Raw genomic sequence first — 20,060 nt, forward strand, 5'->3', positions numbered from 1 at the left:
TTTTATCACAAATATAATTCTTATTATAAATTACAATTTAAGTTACTTAATTATTAGTATATGTATTCTTTAATGTCTTTATTTTCTATACTCCTTGTTACTTTCATATATCTTATTTATAATTAAAAAAGATATAACTAATTTATTAAAGGAATGATGGTATTGAGAGAAACAAGTCTATCGGAAGATAAAAAGCATAATATAATCTATGCTTCAATTGATGAATTTAGTGAAAAGGGTTATAGCAAAGCTTCTACTAATACAATAATGAAAAATGCAGGAGTTTCTAAAGGCCTTATATTTCATTATTTTGGTAATAAAAAAAATCTATATATTTATATAGTACAATATACTTGTGATTATATGTCTCAATTTTTATCTTTAAATACACTTAAAGGTAAATATGATGTCTTTGAATTAATAACAGATATTCTTATAAGAAAAGTAAAAATTGCATGTGAGCATCCCAAAATGTATATGCTTATTTTCGATGCTTTCTATAATACTCCAGATGAAGTTAAGGAGGAATTTAATAATAAATCAGTTAATATTAAAAGCTCAACTATAACTATGCTTAAAGACAAAATAGATACCTCTAAATTTAGAGATGATATTGAATATGAAAAAGCTATATATCTAATTTATGTATTCATAGAAGCAATGATTAATAAGCACATAGATTCTTTTAAGAGCAAGCCAGATAAAGGATTGAGTCAAATAGATATGTTACTTGAAGAATTAAAATCTTATATAGATATACTAAAAAAAGGTGCATATAAATCAAAGTCGTGATAAAGTCACGACTTTTTCCATAGATAAATTTAAATATTTTTTCTACTATAAAAAATATTATATTTTAATATTACTAATTTAATTTTATATTTAATCTCAACTTAGTAAAATAATCATCTTCATTTTCATCTATATGTCTATATCCTAAATTTATAATCCCTTCCCCTTCATTTCCTGATTGAAAGTACATAAAATTTCTGCTATTCGATTGTCCATCTCTTTTTTTAGGATTAATTTCAAATGGATTTATTTTTTTATACTCTATAAATTTTATTACATTAGGATTTAACTCATTAATAATATCCCACTTAGCAGTTATAGTTGAATTTTCATATAGAGATATAATGAATTTAGAATTCTTTGGTATTGTAATGTTAATGCTATCATTATTATTAATATTATATTGATGAAATTTAAGTAAACCTTTATTATCAATAATTATATAAATATTTTCAGAGCCATCTACAGGATTAACATACTTATGATTTTCAAGCCATAAGTCTCTAAAACATAATTTAATTACCGTATTAGAATAAAACTGAAAAATGTTAAATAAAGATATCAATATTATAAATAAAATAATTGCATTTTTTCTTCTCATAGTATACCCTCCTCTCATTATAGCTAATATTCATTTTTACTATTTTATGAACTATTCTTCATTTGCATATCTATAATATTTTTTTTACCAATACCCTTAGTATTTTTTTAAATATAGAACATTAATTAATTCTATATTTAATTGGACATACCTTTATTTTTAATTTTTTTATATTATCTCTTTAAAATTTTATTTATATATTATTATTGTAAGTTCTCTTAACATTCTTTAAGTTCATAGCTTAGTTTCTTTAAAGATAAAAATTATACTGTTTACATTAAGCTTTTAGGTAATATTATGTAATTTTATTATCTACATAACTTCTCCACAACTTACTGATATGATGTACTCAAAGCTTATAGTAAAAGGAGAGATTGTTTATGAACAAAAAAATTTTAGTAATAACAGCTTTAACACTATCACTAGGAATTACATCCATTGCTTATGCAAGTAATTTATCAAATAAAGATTATGATATTCCTAAGGTTAATAGCTCAACTTCTCAAGATTCATCAACAAAAGAAGATGTTTATAATGATGATTTACTTAACGAGTTTGACAACGTAGATGTAAAATATAGAAAACAAATTCTAGAAGAAAAAGCTAAAGCTGTAGATAAAGCTATAGAAGATGGTAAAATTTCTGAAGAAGAAGGAAATAAAATAAAAGAAAACCTTCAATATAGAATAGACGAATGTAATAAAATTATGAATAGAGGATCTTTAAGCAAAAGTGGCAGATTTGGTTGTCACTAGATCTATAAATAAAACCGTGACTGATAGTCACGGTTTTATAATTTAAAATTAAAAGTAATTAAGGCATCTTTAAAAAATAACTAGTTTATATGCTAGTCTATTTTATTTCAGATGCCTAATTTCATTCTTAATTCATATTCTTAATTCTCTACATTATTCATATCTTAATGCTTCAATAGGATCTAATTTTGCTGCCTTTCTTGCAGGATAAATTCCAAAGAAAATTCCTACTGAGGAAGAAAATATTATAACTGCTATTATGGATGTTATCGATAATACAGGAGTTATTCCTGCAAAACTTCCTAGTCCATAGGCTGCTACAATTCCTAATATCATTCCTATAATTCCACCCAAAAGTGATATTATAACAGACTCTGTTAGAAATTGAAGGAGTATAGTATTAGTTGTAGCACCTATTGCTTTTCTTATACCTATTTCTCTAGTTCTTTCAGTAACAGATACAAGCATTATATTCATAACTCCTATACCACCTACTAATAATGAAATAGCTGCTACTGCTGATATAAATCCTGTAAATATTCCTAACACTTCATTTACTTGATCTAATTGCTTCATAAGACTTTCCGCAGTATAAACTTCTCTATCTCGATTATTATGTCTACTTTTTAAAACATTAATTGCACTATTTCCTGCTAGTTCAATATTCTCCTTTGTATCAGCCATAATATATAAGGTATCTACGACAAAATCTGTAGGATATAAACTTTCTAAAAATGACAAAGGAACCATACTCATAATAGGCATATCCTCATTTTCTGCCATAAACATCATCTGTGAACTTTTTGTAACTCCAATTATTCTTGCTTTCTTAGCAACTGCTTTAGGACCTACAGTAACATACTCCCCTACTACATCCGTATATCCAAAAAGAGATTTAGCTCCTATTTCATCTAAGACAATCACTGCTTTTCCTTCATTAGCCTCTATCTCATTAAAAAATCGTCCATGAACCATTTCTACACTTTGAATAAAAGCTAAATCCTGATTTCCTGCTGAAATTGATGCTTTTTTAGATTTTGTTTCTGAAGATATGTCACCCATTTTATAGGAAGAAGGAGTTATATATTTTACTGAATTAACTCTCTCACCTATTTGCTTAATATCATTCTCATTAAAATAATCAGACATAGTAGCCTCATTTGAATTTACTTTTATACTTACTGTGGATGATCCTATTTTTTCAAATTCACCGGTTATAGAGGATTTTCCACCTTCCCCTAAGGACAGAATAGCTATAACTGAACTTATTCCTATAATTATCCCTAACATAGTTAGAAAAGATCTTAGCTTATTAGCCTTTATGCTATCCATAGCCATTTTAAAATTTTCTATAAAGTTCATATTAAGCCTCCTCTCCATTTATCTTTATGATTCTAGATTTATTAAGTATTATTCTATTATTTACTATCTCATCATCTACAATTAAACCATCTTTAAACCTTACAATTCTCTTAGTATGTTTAGCTACATCTGGTTCATGAGTTACCATTATTATAGTTGAACCTTCATCATTTAAATCTTGAAATATTTTTATAATATCATCGGTAGAATTAGAATCAAGATTTCCTGTAGGTTCATCTGCCATAATCACTGCTGGACTATTAACTATTGCACGTGCAATTGCAACTCTCTGTTTTTGTCCACCTGAAATTTCAGTAGGTTTATGTTTAATTCTATCTAACAGCCCTACTCTCTCAAGTGCTATTAATGATTTTTCTCTTCTTTCGTTAAATGACACTCCTGCATAAACCATAGGAAGTTCTACATTTTCTAATATTGTCATACGAGGAAGTAAGTTGAAGGCTTGAAAGACAAAACCTATTTCTTTATTTCGTGTAATTGCTAATTCGTTATCACTCAAATTGGATACATTTTTCCCATTTAACAAATAAGTACCACAATCCATCCTATCCAAACAGCCTAGTATATTCATAAAGGTAGATTTACCTGATCCAGAAGGTCCCATAATTGAAGTGAACTCACCTTTTCCAACCTTTAAAGTAACTCCCCTTAAGGCCTTAAAGCTAATATCACCTTGAGCATAGGTTTTTTCAACATTCTTTACTTCTAGCATTATTTAACCTCCTCTACATCTGCCTTTACCTCATCCCCATTATTAATGTTATTAGGATTTAATATTATTTTTTCTCCCCCTTCTACACCTGATAGAACTTCAGATTCCATATCAGACTCTAATCCTAATTGAATTTCTTTTTCTACTGCTTTATTATCTTCTAATATATAGATAAAGTTTTTACCTGACTTATCTGCTTTTATAGCCTCTGCTGGTATTTTTATAACTTCTTTTTTCTCTCCCAAAAGTATATTTACATCTACATCAAATCCTGCCATTAATCCCTGTATATTATCTAAGATACTTAGTTCTACTTTTAGTGTAGTTTCTCCACTTCCCATAGCAGACATCGGCTGTTTAGCTATAGGATCTACATGTTCTACTTTCGCTTTATAACTCTTTCCATTAAATTTTACTTCGGCACTTTGCCCTACTTTAACTTTGTGTGCATCAAATTTACCAAGACCAACTTCTATTTTTAAGTTATCTAAATCTTGTACTACTACTGCAGGTTGATTCATATTTCCTATAGTACCTTCTAAAACATTTATTTCTGTAATAGTACCATTAAATTCTGCATCAATACTTCCCATATCATAAGATACTATTATATCTCCATCTTTTACTTTATCGCCTACTTTAAAATTAACTTCTGAAACCTTTGATTGAGGACCATAGTATTCTTTGACTTTCTTTGAAGTTATAACCCCTGTAGTACTTAAATAAGATTTAACTTCTCCTTTTTCCGCTGATATAGTTTTAACTTCTGGAACTTTTCCTTCTTTTGTCTTTGCTATAGGTAATGACACAGCCACTAAAGCTAAGGCTACTACCAAAATACCTATTATAGTTTTTCTTTTCATTCCTTATCCTCCCGTAATATAAAGTTATCAAGATATTTTATTTTTTCCATCAATTGATAATTTATTTTGTTATGTTTTCATAACTATTTTACCATCATTTTTAATAAATTCAACTAACAATTTTATAAATTCGTGTTATAATTTAAGTGTAATTATCTTATAGTTAGGAGTAATGTTTATGGATGACAAAGAACTAACTGTCATTGCAGAAAATATGCTTTCAATTTTTCCACTACTTATAAAAAAATTTTCTAAAATTGGAGACTTTGAGAATAATCAATGTTTACCAATTTCTCAATGCAATATATTATTTTTACTACATACTTTAGGAATATTAACTATGTCTGAAATATCAAAAAGACTATCCATAAATAAATCTAATTTAACACCACTTATAGATAAATTGATAAGTGAAAACTTAGTAGAAAGAATACCTGGAGAAAAAGATCGCAGAATCATACAGATTTCACTTACGGAAAAAGGTGTTGGATTCGTGGAAAATCATAAAGCACTTATAGCATCAAAGTTAAAGGAAAAATTTTCTCAATTTGATGAAGAAGAATTAAAAGAATTATCCCATCACTTTGATGGCATAAAGGAAATACTTTCTAAAATGCAAAGTTAATAGCAAAGTGAACTAGTTCACTTTGCTATTACGAATTTTTTATTAACTTTAATCATTAGTTATCCTAAGTATTCTTTTATTGAAACTCTCTTATGCCCATCTCTTCCCTCTGTTGTTTCTGCATAAACCATAGAATTTAAAACACTTTCTTCAACAGCTTCTACCGCTGCTCTAAAAACTAAATCCATCTTCTCTTCATTTATCGCTTCAAAGGAAGTTATAAGTTTTTCCTCATAATGATTTATTTTATTAGCAGTTGTAAAGGAAATTACTACATCTCCACTTCCATTTCCAACATAAGAACCAGTTCTCGCTAATCCTATAACTGCGCGTTTAGAAACTCTTTTAAGTTGTCTTTCATTTAAAGGTATATCAGTAGCAATTATTGTTATTATTGATCCCTTATCTGTTTGTTCTGTTTCTTCAAGGTCATAGATTTCTTTTCCTAGTTCTCTATAATTAATTATTAAATCTTTTTTTCTTCCAAAATTAGAAAGCACTAATACTCCTAAAGTATATTCCTTGTCATCTAATTCTACAATTCTTGATGCTGAGCCTATTCCCCCTTTTAATCCATAACAACTCATACCTGTTCCTGCTCCTACAGCACCTTCTTCAAAAATTACATCAGCATTTTTTATAGCTTCTAGAGCATGGTCACTTTTAATTGCTAATTGTCGTATATCATTTAAATATCCATCGTTACATTCACAAACTACTGGATTTATTGTACCCGTTGTGTCTCCTATATCAGCATTGTTATTAAGCATATATTTTATTAAAGCTTCACATACTGCTCCTACACTTAAAGTATTAGTAAGCAATATTGGAGTTTCAATATTACCAAGTTCCTCTATTTGAATAGTTCCTATAGTTTTACCGAATCCATTTATAATATAGGAAGAAGCCATAACTTTCTCCCTAAAAATATTACCTTCATGTGGAAGAATAGCAGTAATTCCCGTCTTAATTCTATCCTTGTTTAAAGTAACATGTCCTACTTTTACTCCTTCAACATCAGTAATTAAATTATTTCTACCTGTTTTTAACTCTCCTATAACAATTCCATATCTTCTAATTCCCATATTACCCATGATAATCTCTCCTTTATGAGTTTTAGAATATAAAACTTAAACTACAACTAAATTATATCAAAAATCTTTTCTATGAATTGAAATTTAAGAATGAAAAATACAAATTATGGTTAAAACTTCATAGTCAAAACCTTTGGAGTTTTTTAGAATAAATTTTATTTAAAAAAATTCACTAAAGGTGATTTTCATCCTAAATTCGTACTCTTAATTATTAATGCCAAATTTCTAAGGATTTAAGCTATTTCTATAGAAAATTTATTTTCCACAGTATATTTTAAGGTTTTATATACATATATATAAAACCCTAGATATAAAATTTTATATCTAGGGTAAATAAGCGTAATCTAAAATTCATAAATGACAAATATATTAATCAAATTAAGAATTCTTAGGATACAGTAAAGCATTAGGGATTATGCTTTACTATATAAGAGGTTATTTAAGGTTTTAAGTAATCTTAATTTTTGTACTAACTATTTTATTGTCAGAGGGATTAATGATGTTTTAGTTACGCTATTTTGCTATATTTAATTGTACGTAAATTATATATCATTCATTTTAGGTTCAAGTGCTAACCTTAGCACATCTCCTAAAACATTAAAACTAAGTACAGTTATCAATATTAAAAGTCCTGGAAATACTGCAAGATAGGCTTTATCTGACATTCTAGCCTGTGCTGCTTGAAGCATACTCCCCCATGAAGCCATAGGTTGTTGTACTCCTAAACCTAAAAAACTAAGTGCAGACTCTGTTAATATTGCGTCAGCTATATTAATACTTGATGCCACTATAACTGTTGGTAATACATTAGGTATAATATGGGTTTTAATTATATACCAATTACTTGCTCCTAGGGATTTTGAAACAAGAACATAATCTCTTTCTTTATAAGACAAAGTTTCTGATCTTACTATTCTCGCTATACCCATCCATCCAAAAGCTCCTATTATCACTATTGTATTTACTATGCTTGGCTTTAAATAAGCATTAGCAATTAATATTAAGAAAAATACAGGAATACACATAAGCATATCAATTAGCCTCATTATAATTGAATCTAAAATACCTCCTACATATCCACTTATAGCACCTACAACAGTGCCAATTATTACAGACACAACCATAGATAGTATACCCACAATAATGGATACTCGTCCTCCATATAATGCCCTTGTAAAATAATCTCTCCCAAGTTCATCTGTTCCAAATATGTGATTAATACTTGGACCTTGAAACTTAATTGCTATATCTATTTCATTGGGATCATAAGGAGATAAAAAGGCAAATATTGAAAATATAAAAATTACACAAAGAGATATAAGTGAAAACTGTGCTAATTTATTTTTTCTCATTTGCATTTTAAAATTAGTTTTAAATCTGCTTTTTACCACTTATGCCCCACCACCTTAATCCTAGGGTCAACTACTATATACAATAAATCTGCTATTAAATTACCTAAAATCACCATAATAGATGTCATCATAGTTATTGCCATAATTACTGGATAATCCATTGAAAATATTGAATTAATTCCAAGTCTTCCCATACCAGGCCATCCAAAAACTGTTTCTGTGATAAAAGCACCAGATACTAATGATGGTAAGCTCATGCCTAATATAGTTATTATAGGAATTAACGAGTTTTTCATAACATGTTTAAATAAAATTCCCCTCTTTGATAATCCTTTAGCCATAGCTGTAACAATATAATCTTCTTGAAGCTCTCCTATAGTAGCTGACCTTACATATCTAGTTAAAACTGCTATATTAGGAAAACTTAATACTACAGTAGGTAATATACCGTGTTTTAAAACATCTAAAAAAGAATTAACACCTATAGTTCTCATACCTACACTAGGAAGCGATCGAAGCTTTAACGCAAATATAGTTATAAGTATCATTGAAAACCAGAAGCTTGGTATAGATATACCTATATAGCTTAAAGTACTAACAAAATTATCTACAAATTTATTTTTATTAAGAGCTGTATACATTCCTAACGGAATTGATATTAATATAGATAAAACCATTGATGCTCCCATAAGACCTAATGTAGCAGGAAGTCTTGATAAAATTTCCTTTGCTACTGGCTGATGAGTTATAAGAGAATAACCTAAGTTTCCGCTTAAAGTGCTTTTAAGCCAATAAAAATATCTAATAAAAACTGGTTTATCTAATCCTAAGCTTGCCCTAATTATAGCTACTTGTTCTTCTGACATTTGAGGTGTTCTAAACCCCTGCGCTGGGTCACCTGGAGCTAAATTCATCAATATGTACGATATGAAGGAAATAAATAATAGCATAGGAATAGCTTCTAATACTCTTTTGAATATATGTTTCTTCATAGTATTTTCCTCCATCTCTTTATTCAATTAACAATGGACAATTATAGTTATTTATGTTTTTAGTATATAGAAATTATAGTTATTCTTTAATTACTTCATAACTTCTGTCAATAAAAAGTCTGTATAAAAGAGTAATTCCATTAAAATTAATTTTTTCTCAATTGTCCATCGTTAATTCTAAGTTTATTTAGATTATTTTTCTATCATGTAAAGCTTAGATAAATCTTCAAACATATATATAGGTACTGTTTTAGCTTCTTCTACTCCTCCAAAATCAGAACTTATAGCAATTAATGACTTTGTATATTGTATTGGGTATATTGTTGCATCTTCTGCTATACCCTTTTGTATTTTTTCATATATTTCTTTTCTTTTACCTTCGTCTGCTTCTTTTGCCCCTTCTTTCCATAAATCATCCATTTCTTTATTTGAATAACTCATGGCATTAAACATTGCACCAGTAGTATAGGCACTAGCATATCCGTTAGGGTCTACCCCCATAACATATCCATTTAATATTAAATCAAAATCTCTCTCTTGTTCACCTACAAGCTTACCAAAGAAAGCATTTCCATCTATAAGCACTGGTTCAACCTCAATACCTATTTCTTTTAATTGTTGTTGGATAATCATAACCGTATCTTTATCACGATCATATTGAAAATTTAATTTCATTTTCTCAACACCAGCACTTCTCATAAGCTCTTTTGCTTTTTCTATATTATGTTCATATTTAGGTACATCTTCAGTATAATATTTAGTGCTAGGTGCTAGAATTGAATCTGCCACTGCTGTATTTTCTAAATTCTTAAATTGCCCTTTTAATATTTCTTCTTTATTAAGTGCATAGCTAATAGCTTGTCTAACTTCTTTTTTCTTTAGATTCTCATTTTTTTCATTAAAAATCATATAACTTAACATACCTTCTTCAAAAGAAGTTGTACTAAATCTATCATCATTAGAGAATTTTTCAAGTTCTTCTTCTGTTACATAAGCTGCATTAACTTCTCCATTTTCAAAAGCAATTTTAGAAATATTTTTATCTGGAATTATTCTATAAACTATGCTTTCAAGATGAGGATTACCTCCATGATAATCTGTAAATCTTTCTAAGGTTAAACTCTCACCTTTTTTCCACTCTTTAAATTTGAAGGGACCTGAACCTACAGGAATATTATTTTTCTCTGATTTTGCAAAATCTTTTTCTCCTTCAAATATGTGCTTAGGTATTGGTCTTAATGAGCCTAAATTGGCATCAAAAGGAGCAAATACTTGAGGTAGTTTAAATTCAACGGTTAATTCATCTTTTTTAACTACATCAATATTTTTTCCATCTACTACAAAAGACTCTCTATCAGCAATACCATTCTTTTCATCTTGTACAGCTTGAACCGTAAAAACTATGTCATCGGCAGTGATTTTTTGCCCGTCATGCCATTTTAAATTATCTTTTAATTTAACTGTATATGTAAGTTTATCTTCTGACGCTTCCATCTTTTCTGCAAGATAATATCTTGTCTCGTCTTTATCTACAATGAATAATGGATCAAACAAGGCATTATTCACAGTGAACGTAATTCTATTTTGTTGAAAAAATGGATTTAAACAAGTAGGATCTGTATTAGCAGAAAACACCATTGTACTTCCATCCTTTTTAACTACCTCTTCTGTTTGTTCTACTTTTTTTCCTGTTGTATTGTTATCTGTTGATGTATTTGCCCCACAACCTATTAATCCTAAAGTTAAAACTATTGAAAGGGCTGTACATAAAAACTTTTTGCTTTTCATAACTTTCCCCCCATAAATAAAAGGTATTTAATTTACCCCATATCTCCATATAGAATTCTATTAAAAATTTACTGAAAATTCAATGTTTTATGACTATTATATTAACTTTCTATGAACTTACCTTTTACTATTTGTAAATCAAATAGATACAATTTCTTTTTCCTATACCAATAAAAGTACTTTTAAATATTTTTATGCTTTATACTTTCAATTTCAATTAAATTTATTCTATGTATATAAATCCACTTTAATTTTTTATTCTTCATCAAATTTAGCCTTTTTAATGTTAAAATATATTTAAATATACAAAAGGAGGACAATAGATGAAAGGTAAACATATTTCATTTATTTTATTAATTATAGCCATATCATTAGGAACCACATGGGGGTTAAAAGCCTTAAACAATAGATATTATTCAATTGAAAAAAGTATTAAATACTTAACAAATTCTAAATTTAAAGGAAGACTTACGGGAACAAAAGAAAATAAAAAAATTGAGGATCATTTAAGTATTTTACTAGAGAATATAGGTGTAGAAAGGTATAAAGACAATACTAATTATGCCATTCCCTATAATCATGTATATTATCCTCCAGAAGGACAAACTTATAATATAGACCTAATCCTCAAAGATGGTAAAAGGCTTTCTCTTAAACGAGGAGAAGACTTTCTAGAGAATATTTATAGCGATATGAAAAAAAATTTGGATTTTACCTTTGATGTTGATGATAATGATGACAAAATTTTAGTTGTTAATAATGTAAATAATCTTAAAGATATACAGTCCAATGAAGGGATAATATTTCTTAAAACAAATGTATTTAAGAGAAACATCAATACTTCTGAAAGTCTAGATGATACTAATATAAATCTAATACAAATTTCCCCTAAAACTTATGAGCTTTTAGAAAAGAATAGAGATAGTAAGATTGAAATTAACTTTAAATCTTTAAAGGAAGATGTACATGCTAATAATATAGTTGGAATGATTAAAGGAAAAGATAGTAGTAAAGCATTAGTTCTATCTGCCCATTTCGATCATATTGGTAATGTAGATGATAAAGTATTTAAAGGTGCTATAGATAATGCCAGCGGAACTTCGCTCTTACTTGATCTAAGTAAAAAGCTAAAAGAACATTATAGCGAAAATCCTCCTGAGCATGATATAGTTATTTGTTTTTTCAATGGTGAAGAATCTAATCTTCAAGGTAGTAGCGCCTTCGTTAATACCTTAGTTAAAGATTATAGTGAATTATATAATATTAATATTACATCTATAGGAATAAAAGATGATGTTAATACTATTTTTTCAACTACAGATAATAGAGAAAATGAATTAATGGTAGATTTGAAAAATCATTTTGATAAAAATGGTTATAAATCTAAAATTGGTACTTCTTATTCTTCAAGTGATCATGATGCTTTTATAAGGAAGAATATTGTAGCAACAAATATTTCTAATGAGAGTATGGATAAAGTTCACACTTTAGAAGATACTTTAGATGAAATAGACTTTAAATATTTAAAAAATACTAGCAATGTACTTTTTGATTTTATAATAAATAATAAAAAATCAACTTATAAAATTTCTAATTCTAATGAAAATAATGTAGTTTCAACTCCTTCCCCTGAGGATATAAAAAAGCTTAATAAAGTTTTCGATATCTTAAAGTATCATCAGTATATGCTTGATCCAAATAATAACAAAGGAGTTATAATGAAATCCAATATAGTATTAGATAGTAATCCAAATACTGATAATAGTATAAGTACATTAAACAAATACTATCCTAATCTAAATGTAGATACTAGTATAGGTAATTTCAAATTAACCTCTCTAAACATTTCTGAATATTGGTCTAATATAGATAGAAATTCTCTTGAACCAAATAAAATATATTTTAGAGATTATAATATTGATGATATCGATAACTTAGAGTTACTCTTTAAAGATAAAAATGAAGATCAATTAAAAGTTAATTTATTTATAGAAACTCCTTCAAACAATATGGATATATCACAAGAATATCCTATAAATAAATATAAAATTAGCAATGATACAAAAAATATAAATGGAGAAAGTTATTATTTATGCTTAAAAGATAATTCTCCAAAAGCATTATACAAATCAATAAAGATAAAGGGTAAAACTTTTCATCTATTGATTACCACTTCTTCAAATAACGAAGAAAATATTAATATTTTAAAAAACTTAGACTTAAAATCACCAATAGATAACTTAATAAATTCTTTTTAAAACTTCATATGTTGTACTTACATGATATTAATATATTAATGTCAATGAAATTAACTAGTGTAATAGATTAGATAAATCTATTACACTAGTTAATTTTTTAAATTATATCTCTAAAGTTTTGATATCTTGTTTGAAAATATAGAAGAATTTCTTTATAATCTTCCATGGTGTCTATATCCATTAATACTCCAGGTTCTTCAACATTTATAGATTTAAAGCCTTTAATATTAACAAAGTCTCTTAATGTATTATAATGTTTAGATTTTATTAGTTCCTCTATTAGATAACTTTTCATTAATAGTGGGTGGCCTTTTTTTTCTTTATACATTGGAATAACTATATCTTCATCTAGTTTTAGCATATCTTCATATATTTCTTTATTAATAACCGGATAATCTCCAGGAATTAAAAAAAATTTCTCCTCTTTAATATTCATTAATCCTTTTTTTACTGAGCTAAACATTCCATCTAAATAATCAGAATTATAGATTAGTTCTACTTTAGGATATTTGTTAAGTATGTCCTCTATTTCTTCTATCCTATTACCACCTATTACTATAATTTTAGAACATAAACTATACATTCCATAAATACATCTTTCAATTACAGTCTTTCCACCTATGTCTAATATTAGCTTATTTGTACCAGCTCTCGTTGATAAACCAGCAGCTAAAATTATTCCCTCAACTTTCATATTTAATTACTTCTTATAAATTCCTTTCTATTTTTTAAACTTTACCATTTAAAATTGATTTTATGGCACTTTCAATTTCTTCATATCCTGTACATCTACATAGATTAGATTCAAGCCATTGTTCTATTACAGTATCATCAGCATTGGGATGAATCTTTGAGAGTGAATGGCAAACCATTAAAAATCCAGAAGTGCAATAACCACATTGAAATCCCCAATTTTCAACAAAGGCTTTTTGAATAGGAGCATCTTTTAGTCCTCCAACAGTAAGAATACTCTTTCCTACAGCTTCCACAGTAAGCATTAGACAAGCTTTTATTAGCCAATTATCTACCAGAACAGTACAAGTACCACAATCTCCATTTTCGCAGCCAGGCTTTACACTAGTAAGACCAAGTTCTTGACGTAAAGTATGTAATAAAATATCCGAAGGTTTAGCAATCACTTGCCTATCTTCTCCATTTATATTCAGTGTTAAAACAGTATTATTTAATATCTCAAGCATTTTTACTAACTCTCCTTAAACTCTTCTAATACTTCACATAGCATTGTATGGAGCATAAACTTTCTATACTCAGAAGAACCACTAAGATCATTTATTATACTATCAGATATGCTATTAATAATTTTATTTATTCTTTCATTTGCAGAAATCAAGTTATTATTCAAAATGTCTTCTATTAGGTAATTTCTAAATGGATATTCGCGTAATCCACTAAAAGCAATATTGATTCTATTATTATTTTTTAATGCTGCTATTGTAATTAAAGGATAGTCTATCTTTTCATTTTTTGTTCTTTTTACATGTATGCACGGAAGCGAAAGAAATTTAGATTTTATAATTACTTGTACAATAATCTCCCCTTTAGCAAGTTCAATTCTTTTATTAAATATGTCTTTTAGAGGAATACGCCTTTTTCCACTAATACTTGCTACTACTATCTCACTGTCCGATACCATAAGAGGTAGTATAGCTTCTTTATATATAATAGTTCCAGCTAAGTTTCCTCCTAATGTTATCTTATCCTGTATTGTATGGTCAGCTATCCTTTTAACTGTCAAACTAAGTAATGGAAAAAGATTTGATTCTGCAATATTAGTAAGTGTTACAGCAGAACCAATTATTAATTCGTCATTTTTCAATTCTTGTTTATTACATTCTAAAATACCTTTAATATCAATGACTGCTCCTGCATATACATTATGCACTCTTGCCATGCTAATAAATTCAGTTCCTCCACCATAATATATTGGTTCTTTCCCTATAGAATTTAATTTATGAAATAAATTAGCAGCTTCTTCTACGGTTTCTGGTTTATAATATTCAAAATCAAAGGGGATCATATTTACCTCCAGTCTTAGTTTTCCATATTAGTTCAGGCGATATTGGCAATTTATCAAAATCCGATTGTGCTGCTAATGATATAGCATTAGCAAAAGCAGCTGATACTCCTAGAATACCATGCTCTCCCATACCACGAGCACCAAAAGGAGCATCTACTTGAGGAGTTTCTACAAAGTCGACTATATATTGGGGATTTTCTCCATAATGAATTGGTTTATAAGTTCGTAAAGAAGTATTTTCTAATATCCCAGCATCATTGTATAAAAATTCTTCTCTAGTAGCCAATCCTAGCCCCATACTCATACCACCCATTATAAGTCCCCTAGCAGTTTTAGGATTAATTACCTTGCCTACATCAATAACAGTTGCAGCTTTTAATAATCTATAAGTGTATTTCTTAGGATCATATTCTATTTCAACGGCTTGAGCACCTACCGTCCATGATACCCCAGCTTTACCTTTTCCTGTCTCTTTATCTAATTTGGTCAAATGTTTCATAATGTAACTACCGCGTCCAATCATTTGTCCTCCTATAGATGTTCCTCCAGGATATTCATATCCGTAAACTAAATCTTTAAATGTCACATATATTTCAGGATCATCTCTTAAATATACCCTTTCATTTTCGACCTCTAAGTCTTTTGGAGTACATTTAAGCACTATAGCTCCAAGTTCTCGTAATTGCCGTATTAAATCTTCTGCAGCATCAATAGCTGCATTTCCTACCATAAAAGTTGTCATACTTGCAACTGTCTTCCAATGCTTGGGTGAAGTTTGAGTATCTACATTCATGACTACATAAACTTTGTTGATATCCATTTTCATCTTTTCTGCAAATATCTGAGCTATGGTAGTTTTCATTCCAGGTCCAATTTCCACAGCGGAGAAATTAAGATTTACACTACCATCAGTATTTAGAGTAATAATCACACCGGATGAGGCATTGGTTGGTGAGTCAGATGTTTTCCAAAAGCAACTCACTCCTTTGGCTCTTATCACGCCATTATCTAATTCTATCTTTGTACCTTCCTGCCAATTAATCAGCTCTTTTAATTTTGATATACAACTAGGTAAATTTCCTGTATTACTTAATGTAATTTTATCCTGAGTTGGTGAAAAATTTCCAGGATATATAGCATTCTTCATTCTCAATTCTAAAGGATCTATTCCTATTGAAGCTGCTACTTTATCTAACATTCTTTCAATACAAAAAGTGAATTCTGCATGACCGAAGCCCCTATAAGATGTAACATATGTATGATTAGTATATACTGTGAATGCATCACACCATACATTTTCAATGTTATATGGACCACTACAATCAACAGCTATTGCTTTTGCCATACGTGGCCCAGTATCAGCATAAGCACCACAATCTACATGATAAGTACACTCTAAAACTTTTATTAAACCATCTTTAGTAGTACCTATTTTAAGTTTAGCTTCAATTCCTATTTTAGATGGTGATGTAGTTATATCTTCTTCTCGAGAGTTCGCTATTTTAACCATCCTTCCTCCAGCAGCTTTTGAGGCAAGATATGCTATAAATTCAAGTTGAGCAGTAGCTTTTCCACCGAAAGCTCCTCCAACTAAGGGAACTCGAACAATAATATTCCCTTCCGGTATATTGTAAAGTTTACTTAATCTCTTTTTCACTGAAAAAGGTGCTTGAGAAGAGGTATATATTATTACATTTCCATCTGGTAGTATTTGAGCTTTAGCATTTCGAGTTTCCATAGCAACATGGTCAGATTGGGGAAGTGAAAAACTTGATTCTATAATAACATCGCTTTCTTCCCATCCTGCGCTCATATTTCCTTTTCTAATCTTCACATGGTCAGCAATATTTGAATTAGGCTTAGGATATACATCCTCAACTGTACAATGGTATTGTCCCAGATTTTCATGTATTAGTGTAGCAGATGGTTCTATAGAATCGCCTATTGAATTTACTACAGGCAATGGCTCATAAACAACCTTTATAAGCTTTACAGCTTTCATTGCCTCGTCCTCACTATTTGCCACTACCACAGCTACAGGTTCACCAAAATATCTTACCTTGTCTTTTGCAATAGGAGGCCTGTCTTCAATTACGGAACCACTTAGTACAGGATGATACTCACCAGTGATTATAGCTTGAACGCCAGTAGCTTTTGATGCTTCTGAAGTATCAATTGATTTTATAATGGCATGGGCATGAGGACTTGTAAGCATTTTAGCATGCAAAATATTAGGAGTTGCTATATCACCATTATATTTTGCAGCACCAGTAACTTTATCCCATGCTTCTTTCCTAAGGGTATTTACTCCAATTCTCGATATATACTCCATGTGATTCTCTCCTTTATATAAATCTTTAACAAATAAAATTCCACTTATATTAAAATAGTTTTTCCATATTTATCTAGGATATTCATAAATGAAGGAAATCCACTAAGAAACCTCTGTACTGTAGGGGTAATATTGTTAATAACTTTAATATAAATTTAAAAAATATTTTCTAAATTAATACCAAAGTTATTAATTTTTTTATGAATATAACACTTGTTATATTCATAAATTTTCTATACTTTCTTTGATTTTGTGACATTTTATTAATCATCTATTAACCTTTTTTACAAATAATAAATAATATTTTGTATATTAATAGTAGTATTTGCAATTTAATTTCATTTTTTGTTTTAAAAAACTTCAGTTGAAAACAGTTACAAAAATCTACTTTATTACTCTTTTTATTTTAAAAGACTATAAAGTAGGTGAATAAATCATGAACAATAATCTATATGAATTATTAAGGAGATGTAAAAATAGGGATTCTAAATGTATTTTAGAAATAATTAATAAGTTTAATCCCCTAATAAGAAAGTACAGTAACTTGTTAAACTATGATGATGCTGAACAAGATCTAATAGTATCTCTTATTGAAATAGTGTACAAGCTCCCATTAAGTACAATTTGTAGCAAATCTCCTGATAAATACATTGTATCTTACATTCATTCCTCATTAAAAAATAAGTATATATACTTATCTAAAAAACAATCAATTTTATTAAAAGAAAGTGATGAGTTAAACTTAACTATATGTGAAGATCCTATAATGTCGTATGACTTGCATAATTCTATTTTTATAAAAGATTTACTAAGTCAAGTTACTGAATTGCAAAAAAACATATTAATATTAAAATTTATACAAAACTATAGTGAAACTGAAATTTCTAATATTTTGGATGTATCTAGGCAGTCTGTAAATAGAGCTAAAAATAGAGCTTTAGTAACATTAAGAAAGTATTTAAGTGCATAAAATAGGAGGTTAAAAATGGATGATTTTATAAAATTAGCTTCAACACAAGGAATATGGAGTGCTTTAAGCATAGTTCTTATTTTTTATATATTAAAAATGCAAGAAAAAAGAGATTTGAAACAAGAAGAGCGGGAAAAAAGTTATCAGGAGATAATTTCTAAATTGACAGATAAATTGAACATAGTTGAAGATGTAAAAAAGGATGTAGAGGAAATTAAAAATCATGTATTTAAAAAAATAAATGAAAGATAATTTCATTCTAAAGAAAATTGTTATATAACTCATTGATATTAGAACTATATATACCAGTTCCAAATTTAATCTATGAATTCATAAAATTGTGCTATTAAATTATTTGAGTTTACATTAATATGAAATTGAGAATTGACGATTAACAATGGACAATTATTGATACTTCTCTTTTATAAGAGAAGTTCTCAATTGATTTCTTTTCATGTGACACAGTCACTTGTATTTAAAAAATCTATTAAAGAAATTAGTTTGATCAAAACTAATTTCCACCACAATTCTCCATTGAATAAAGTTTATCTATAAAAAAACATATGAATATCCAATAACATTTTTTTATAAAATAAAAACTATTGTTATAAATCAAGATACCACGTTAATAATCTATATATTAATATGGTATCTTGTGATATATCTTATTTATATACTATCTTTAAAATAAAAATGCTAATATATAAACTTCTTCTTTATATAAATAAAATGTCTCAAAAATTACATAATACATATTTATCATATGGTAAATATGATGTTTATAAAAGAATAAAAAAGCAATTCTTTAACAAATTACTCTTTCAATTAGGCTAAGTAAAATATATATTGGATATATTTATTAATGATTTTTCACAGTAATTTTATTGCCTACTTTTACTATTTCTGCAGTTCCTATAATATTTTTATAGTTATTATTGATAACAAATTTTACTCCATCCTGTTCTACTATTAAATCATTTTCTTTTTGTTCATCCAGAACAACATCGAATTTACTCCCACTTCAGCAGAAGCCAGTAGCTACAAGTCTTATAGCAGTTTTATTCTGCTTGTTTAAGAGGATTATAACATCATTTAATACTGTAGGTGATATTATAATATTAAAGTTTGACTTTTTCTCTTTTTGTACTTCTTTACTTCTTTTTAAAAATGAAAATATCCCCATTTTATACCTCCGTATATATAGATAAACTACTTTAAAAATTAATGTATAGCTCAATATAGCTACATCCTTAAGTATTTCAATTCACAATTCACAATGCAAAATTCACAATTATGGTGGAAATTAATTCTTTATGAATTAATTTCTTAAACTGATTTTTAACTAATACTATGGAGAAGCTACAACTATTAGTTAGTTACTGCATAACTTCAAAAATAAATAATTTTAAATTTCTCAGCTTTTGCTGAGAAATATCCACAATTGTGAATTATGAATTGAAAAAAGTTGTGAATTTAATAGTTCTAATTATAATACTAAAAGCATC

At 28.0% G+C, this 20,060-nt stretch carries 19 protein-coding genes; 6 read left to right on the top strand and 13 right to left on the bottom strand.

The window, feature by feature from the left end; all coding sequences use genetic code 11:
- The first annotated feature begins 162 nt into the window (after positions 1-162).
- Entirely contained in the window at positions 163-792 is a 630-nt protein-coding gene (locus B3603_RS07525; RefSeq protein ID WP_291562710.1) for a TetR/AcrR family transcriptional regulator, read from the top strand.
- Between the two features lie 73 nt (positions 793-865).
- Here the strand turns inward: B3603_RS07525 and B3603_RS07530 are convergent, their stop codons facing one another.
- Complete coding sequence (locus B3603_RS07530) at positions 866-1,393, bottom strand: hypothetical protein (RefSeq protein WP_291562713.1); 528 nt, start codon at positions 1,391-1,393, stop codon at positions 866-868.
- 380 nt (positions 1,394-1,773) lie between these two features.
- On the opposite strand from B3603_RS07530, the gene B3603_RS07535 reads away from it, so the two are divergent.
- A complete protein-coding gene (locus B3603_RS07535) occupies positions 1,774-2,148 on the top strand; it encodes a DUF2680 domain-containing protein (protein ID WP_291562716.1) in 375 nt (124 codons plus the stop codon).
- 153 nt (positions 2,149-2,301) lie between these two features.
- Here B3603_RS07535 and B3603_RS07540 read toward each other — a convergent pair whose 3' ends face one another.
- From B3603_RS07540 to B3603_RS07550, 3 genes are read right to left on the bottom strand one after another with little or no spacing between them, the layout of a single operon-like run.
- Positions 2,302-3,510 carry an ABC transporter permease gene (locus B3603_RS07540; protein WP_291562719.1) on the bottom strand — a complete coding sequence of 403 codons (1,209 nt, stop codon included), beginning with the start codon at positions 3,508-3,510 and terminating at the stop codon, positions 2,302-2,304.
- Between the two features lies 1 nt (position 3,511).
- The gene (locus B3603_RS07545) at positions 3,512-4,243 is read right to left on the bottom strand and encodes an ABC transporter ATP-binding protein (RefSeq protein WP_291562722.1); all 732 of its coding nucleotides are present in this window, start codon (positions 4,241-4,243) and stop codon (positions 3,512-3,514) included.
- Positions 4,243-5,106: an efflux RND transporter periplasmic adaptor subunit gene (locus B3603_RS07550; protein WP_291562725.1), complete on the bottom strand. Its 864-nt coding sequence runs from the start codon at positions 5,104-5,106 to the stop codon at positions 4,243-4,245. Before B3603_RS07550 ends, B3603_RS07545 begins: the two co-directional genes overlap by 1 nt.
- Positions 5,107-5,284: 178 nt before the next feature.
- On the opposite strand from B3603_RS07550, the gene B3603_RS07555 reads away from it, so the two are divergent.
- Complete coding sequence (locus B3603_RS07555; protein ID WP_291562728.1) at positions 5,285-5,731, top strand: MarR family winged helix-turn-helix transcriptional regulator; 447 nt, start codon at positions 5,285-5,287, stop codon at positions 5,729-5,731.
- Positions 5,732-5,790: 59 nt separating this feature from the next.
- Here B3603_RS07555 and B3603_RS07560 read toward each other — a convergent pair whose 3' ends face one another.
- The 4 genes from B3603_RS07560 to B3603_RS07575 form a co-directional block, all read right to left on the bottom strand.
- The gene (locus B3603_RS07560; RefSeq protein WP_291562763.1) at positions 5,791-6,816 is read right to left on the bottom strand and encodes a P1 family peptidase; all 1,026 of its coding nucleotides are present in this window, start codon (positions 6,814-6,816) and stop codon (positions 5,791-5,793) included.
- A gap of 551 nt (positions 6,817-7,367) precedes the next feature.
- The gene (locus B3603_RS07565; protein ID WP_291562766.1) at positions 7,368-8,183 is read right to left on the bottom strand and encodes an ABC transporter permease; all 816 of its coding nucleotides are present in this window, start codon (positions 8,181-8,183) and stop codon (positions 7,368-7,370) included.
- 26 nt (positions 8,184-8,209) lie between these two features.
- Positions 8,210-9,169 carry an ABC transporter permease gene (locus B3603_RS07570; RefSeq protein ID WP_291562731.1) on the bottom strand — a complete coding sequence of 320 codons (960 nt, stop codon included), beginning with the start codon at positions 9,167-9,169 and terminating at the stop codon, positions 8,210-8,212.
- Positions 9,170-9,361: 192 nt separating this feature from the next.
- Positions 9,362-10,957, bottom strand: coding sequence for an ABC transporter substrate-binding protein (locus tag B3603_RS07575; RefSeq protein ID WP_291562734.1), 1,596 nt, complete (start codon positions 10,955-10,957; stop codon positions 9,362-9,364).
- A gap of 323 nt (positions 10,958-11,280) precedes the next feature.
- Between B3603_RS07575 and B3603_RS07580 the strand changes: the two genes are divergently transcribed.
- Positions 11,281-13,215, top strand: coding sequence for a M28 family metallopeptidase (locus B3603_RS07580; RefSeq protein WP_291562738.1), 1,935 nt, complete (start codon positions 11,281-11,283; stop codon positions 13,213-13,215).
- A gap of 97 nt (positions 13,216-13,312) precedes the next feature.
- On the opposite strand, the gene B3603_RS07585 is transcribed toward B3603_RS07580, so the two are convergent.
- From B3603_RS07585 to B3603_RS07600, 4 genes are read right to left on the bottom strand one after another with little or no spacing between them, the layout of a single operon-like run.
- Positions 13,313-13,909 (bottom strand): nucleotidyltransferase family protein, encoded by a 597-nt coding sequence (locus B3603_RS07585; protein WP_291562741.1) that lies wholly within the window; start codon positions 13,907-13,909, stop codon positions 13,313-13,315.
- Positions 13,910-13,943: 34 nt separating this feature from the next.
- Complete coding sequence (locus tag B3603_RS07590) at positions 13,944-14,414, bottom strand: (2Fe-2S)-binding protein (protein WP_291562745.1); 471 nt, start codon at positions 14,412-14,414, stop codon at positions 13,944-13,946.
- 5 nt (positions 14,415-14,419) lie between these two features.
- A complete protein-coding gene (locus B3603_RS07595) occupies positions 14,420-15,253 on the bottom strand; it encodes an FAD binding domain-containing protein (protein ID WP_291562749.1) in 834 nt (277 codons plus the stop codon).
- Positions 15,240-17,585: a xanthine dehydrogenase family protein molybdopterin-binding subunit gene (locus B3603_RS07600; RefSeq protein WP_291562751.1), complete on the bottom strand. Its 2,346-nt coding sequence runs from the start codon at positions 17,583-17,585 to the stop codon at positions 15,240-15,242. The genes B3603_RS07595 and B3603_RS07600 overlap by 14 nt, the downstream gene beginning before the upstream one ends.
- A 436-nt stretch (positions 17,586-18,021) precedes the next feature.
- Here B3603_RS07600 and B3603_RS07605 point away from each other — a divergent pair, with 436 nt between their 5' ends.
- Both B3603_RS07605 and B3603_RS07610 read left to right on the top strand, forming a co-directional pair.
- On the top strand, positions 18,022-18,555 hold the full coding sequence (locus tag B3603_RS07605; protein WP_291562754.1) for an RNA polymerase sigma factor: 534 nt from the start codon (positions 18,022-18,024) through the stop codon (positions 18,553-18,555).
- A gap of 15 nt (positions 18,556-18,570) precedes the next feature.
- On the top strand, positions 18,571-18,807 hold the full coding sequence (locus B3603_RS07610) for a BhlA/UviB family holin-like peptide (protein ID WP_291562757.1): 237 nt from the start codon (positions 18,571-18,573) through the stop codon (positions 18,805-18,807).
- 769 nt (positions 18,808-19,576) lie between these two features.
- Here the strand turns inward: B3603_RS07610 and B3603_RS07615 are convergent.
- Positions 19,577-19,738, bottom strand: coding sequence for a hypothetical protein (locus tag B3603_RS07615; protein WP_291562759.1), 162 nt, complete (start codon positions 19,736-19,738; stop codon positions 19,577-19,579).
- Between the last annotated feature and the right edge of the window lie 322 nt (positions 19,739-20,060).

Origin of the sequence: Clostridium sp. UBA2485 (assembly GCF_002341865.1) — a bacterium.
Classification (GTDB): Bacteria; Bacillota; Clostridia; order Clostridiales; family Clostridiaceae; genus Clostridium_J.

Bases quoted from the DNA above. Each gene is read 5' to 3' on its own strand.
- B3603_RS07530 (WP_291562713.1), bottom strand. From the start codon at position 1,393: ATGAGAAGAAAAAATGCAATTATTTTATTTATAATATTGATATCTTTA.
- B3603_RS07535 (WP_291562716.1), top strand. From the start codon at position 1,774: ATGAACAAAAAAATTTTAGTAATAACAGCTTTAACACTATCACTAGGA.
- B3603_RS07540 (WP_291562719.1), bottom strand. From the start codon at position 3,510: ATGAACTTTATAGAAAATTTTAAAATGGCTATGGATAGCATAAAGGCT.
- B3603_RS07545 (WP_291562722.1), bottom strand. From the start codon at position 4,243: ATGCTAGAAGTAAAGAATGTTGAAAAAACCTATGCTCAAGGTGATATT.
- B3603_RS07550 (WP_291562725.1), bottom strand. From the start codon at position 5,106: ATGAAAAGAAAAACTATAATAGGTATTTTGGTAGTAGCCTTAGCTTTA.
- B3603_RS07555 (WP_291562728.1), top strand. From the start codon at position 5,285: ATGGATGACAAAGAACTAACTGTCATTGCAGAAAATATGCTTTCAATT.
- B3603_RS07560 (WP_291562763.1), bottom strand. From the start codon at position 6,816: ATGGGAATTAGAAGATATGGAATTGTTATAGGAGAGTTAAAAACAGGT.
- B3603_RS07565 (WP_291562766.1), bottom strand. From the start codon at position 8,183: ATGCAAATGAGAAAAAATAAATTAGCACAGTTTTCACTTATATCTCTT.
- B3603_RS07570 (WP_291562731.1), bottom strand. From the start codon at position 9,169: ATGAAGAAACATATATTCAAAAGAGTATTAGAAGCTATTCCTATGCTA.
- B3603_RS07575 (WP_291562734.1), bottom strand. From the start codon at position 10,957: ATGAAAAGCAAAAAGTTTTTATGTACAGCCCTTTCAATAGTTTTAACT.
- B3603_RS07580 (WP_291562738.1), top strand. From the start codon at position 11,281: ATGAAAGGTAAACATATTTCATTTATTTTATTAATTATAGCCATATCA.
- B3603_RS07585 (WP_291562741.1), bottom strand. From the start codon at position 13,909: ATGAAAGTTGAGGGAATAATTTTAGCTGCTGGTTTATCAACGAGAGCT.
- B3603_RS07590 (WP_291562745.1), bottom strand. From the start codon at position 14,414: ATGCTTGAGATATTAAATAATACTGTTTTAACACTGAATATAAATGGA.
- B3603_RS07595 (WP_291562749.1), bottom strand. From the start codon at position 15,253: ATGATCCCCTTTGATTTTGAATATTATAAACCAGAAACCGTAGAAGAA.
- B3603_RS07600 (WP_291562751.1), bottom strand. From the start codon at position 17,585: ATGGAGTATATATCGAGAATTGGAGTAAATACCCTTAGGAAAGAAGCA.
- B3603_RS07605 (WP_291562754.1), top strand. From the start codon at position 18,022: ATGAACAATAATCTATATGAATTATTAAGGAGATGTAAAAATAGGGAT.
- B3603_RS07610 (WP_291562757.1), top strand. From the start codon at position 18,571: ATGGATGATTTTATAAAATTAGCTTCAACACAAGGAATATGGAGTGCT.
- B3603_RS07615 (WP_291562759.1), bottom strand. From the start codon at position 19,738: ATGGGGATATTTTCATTTTTAAAAAGAAGTAAAGAAGTACAAAAAGAG.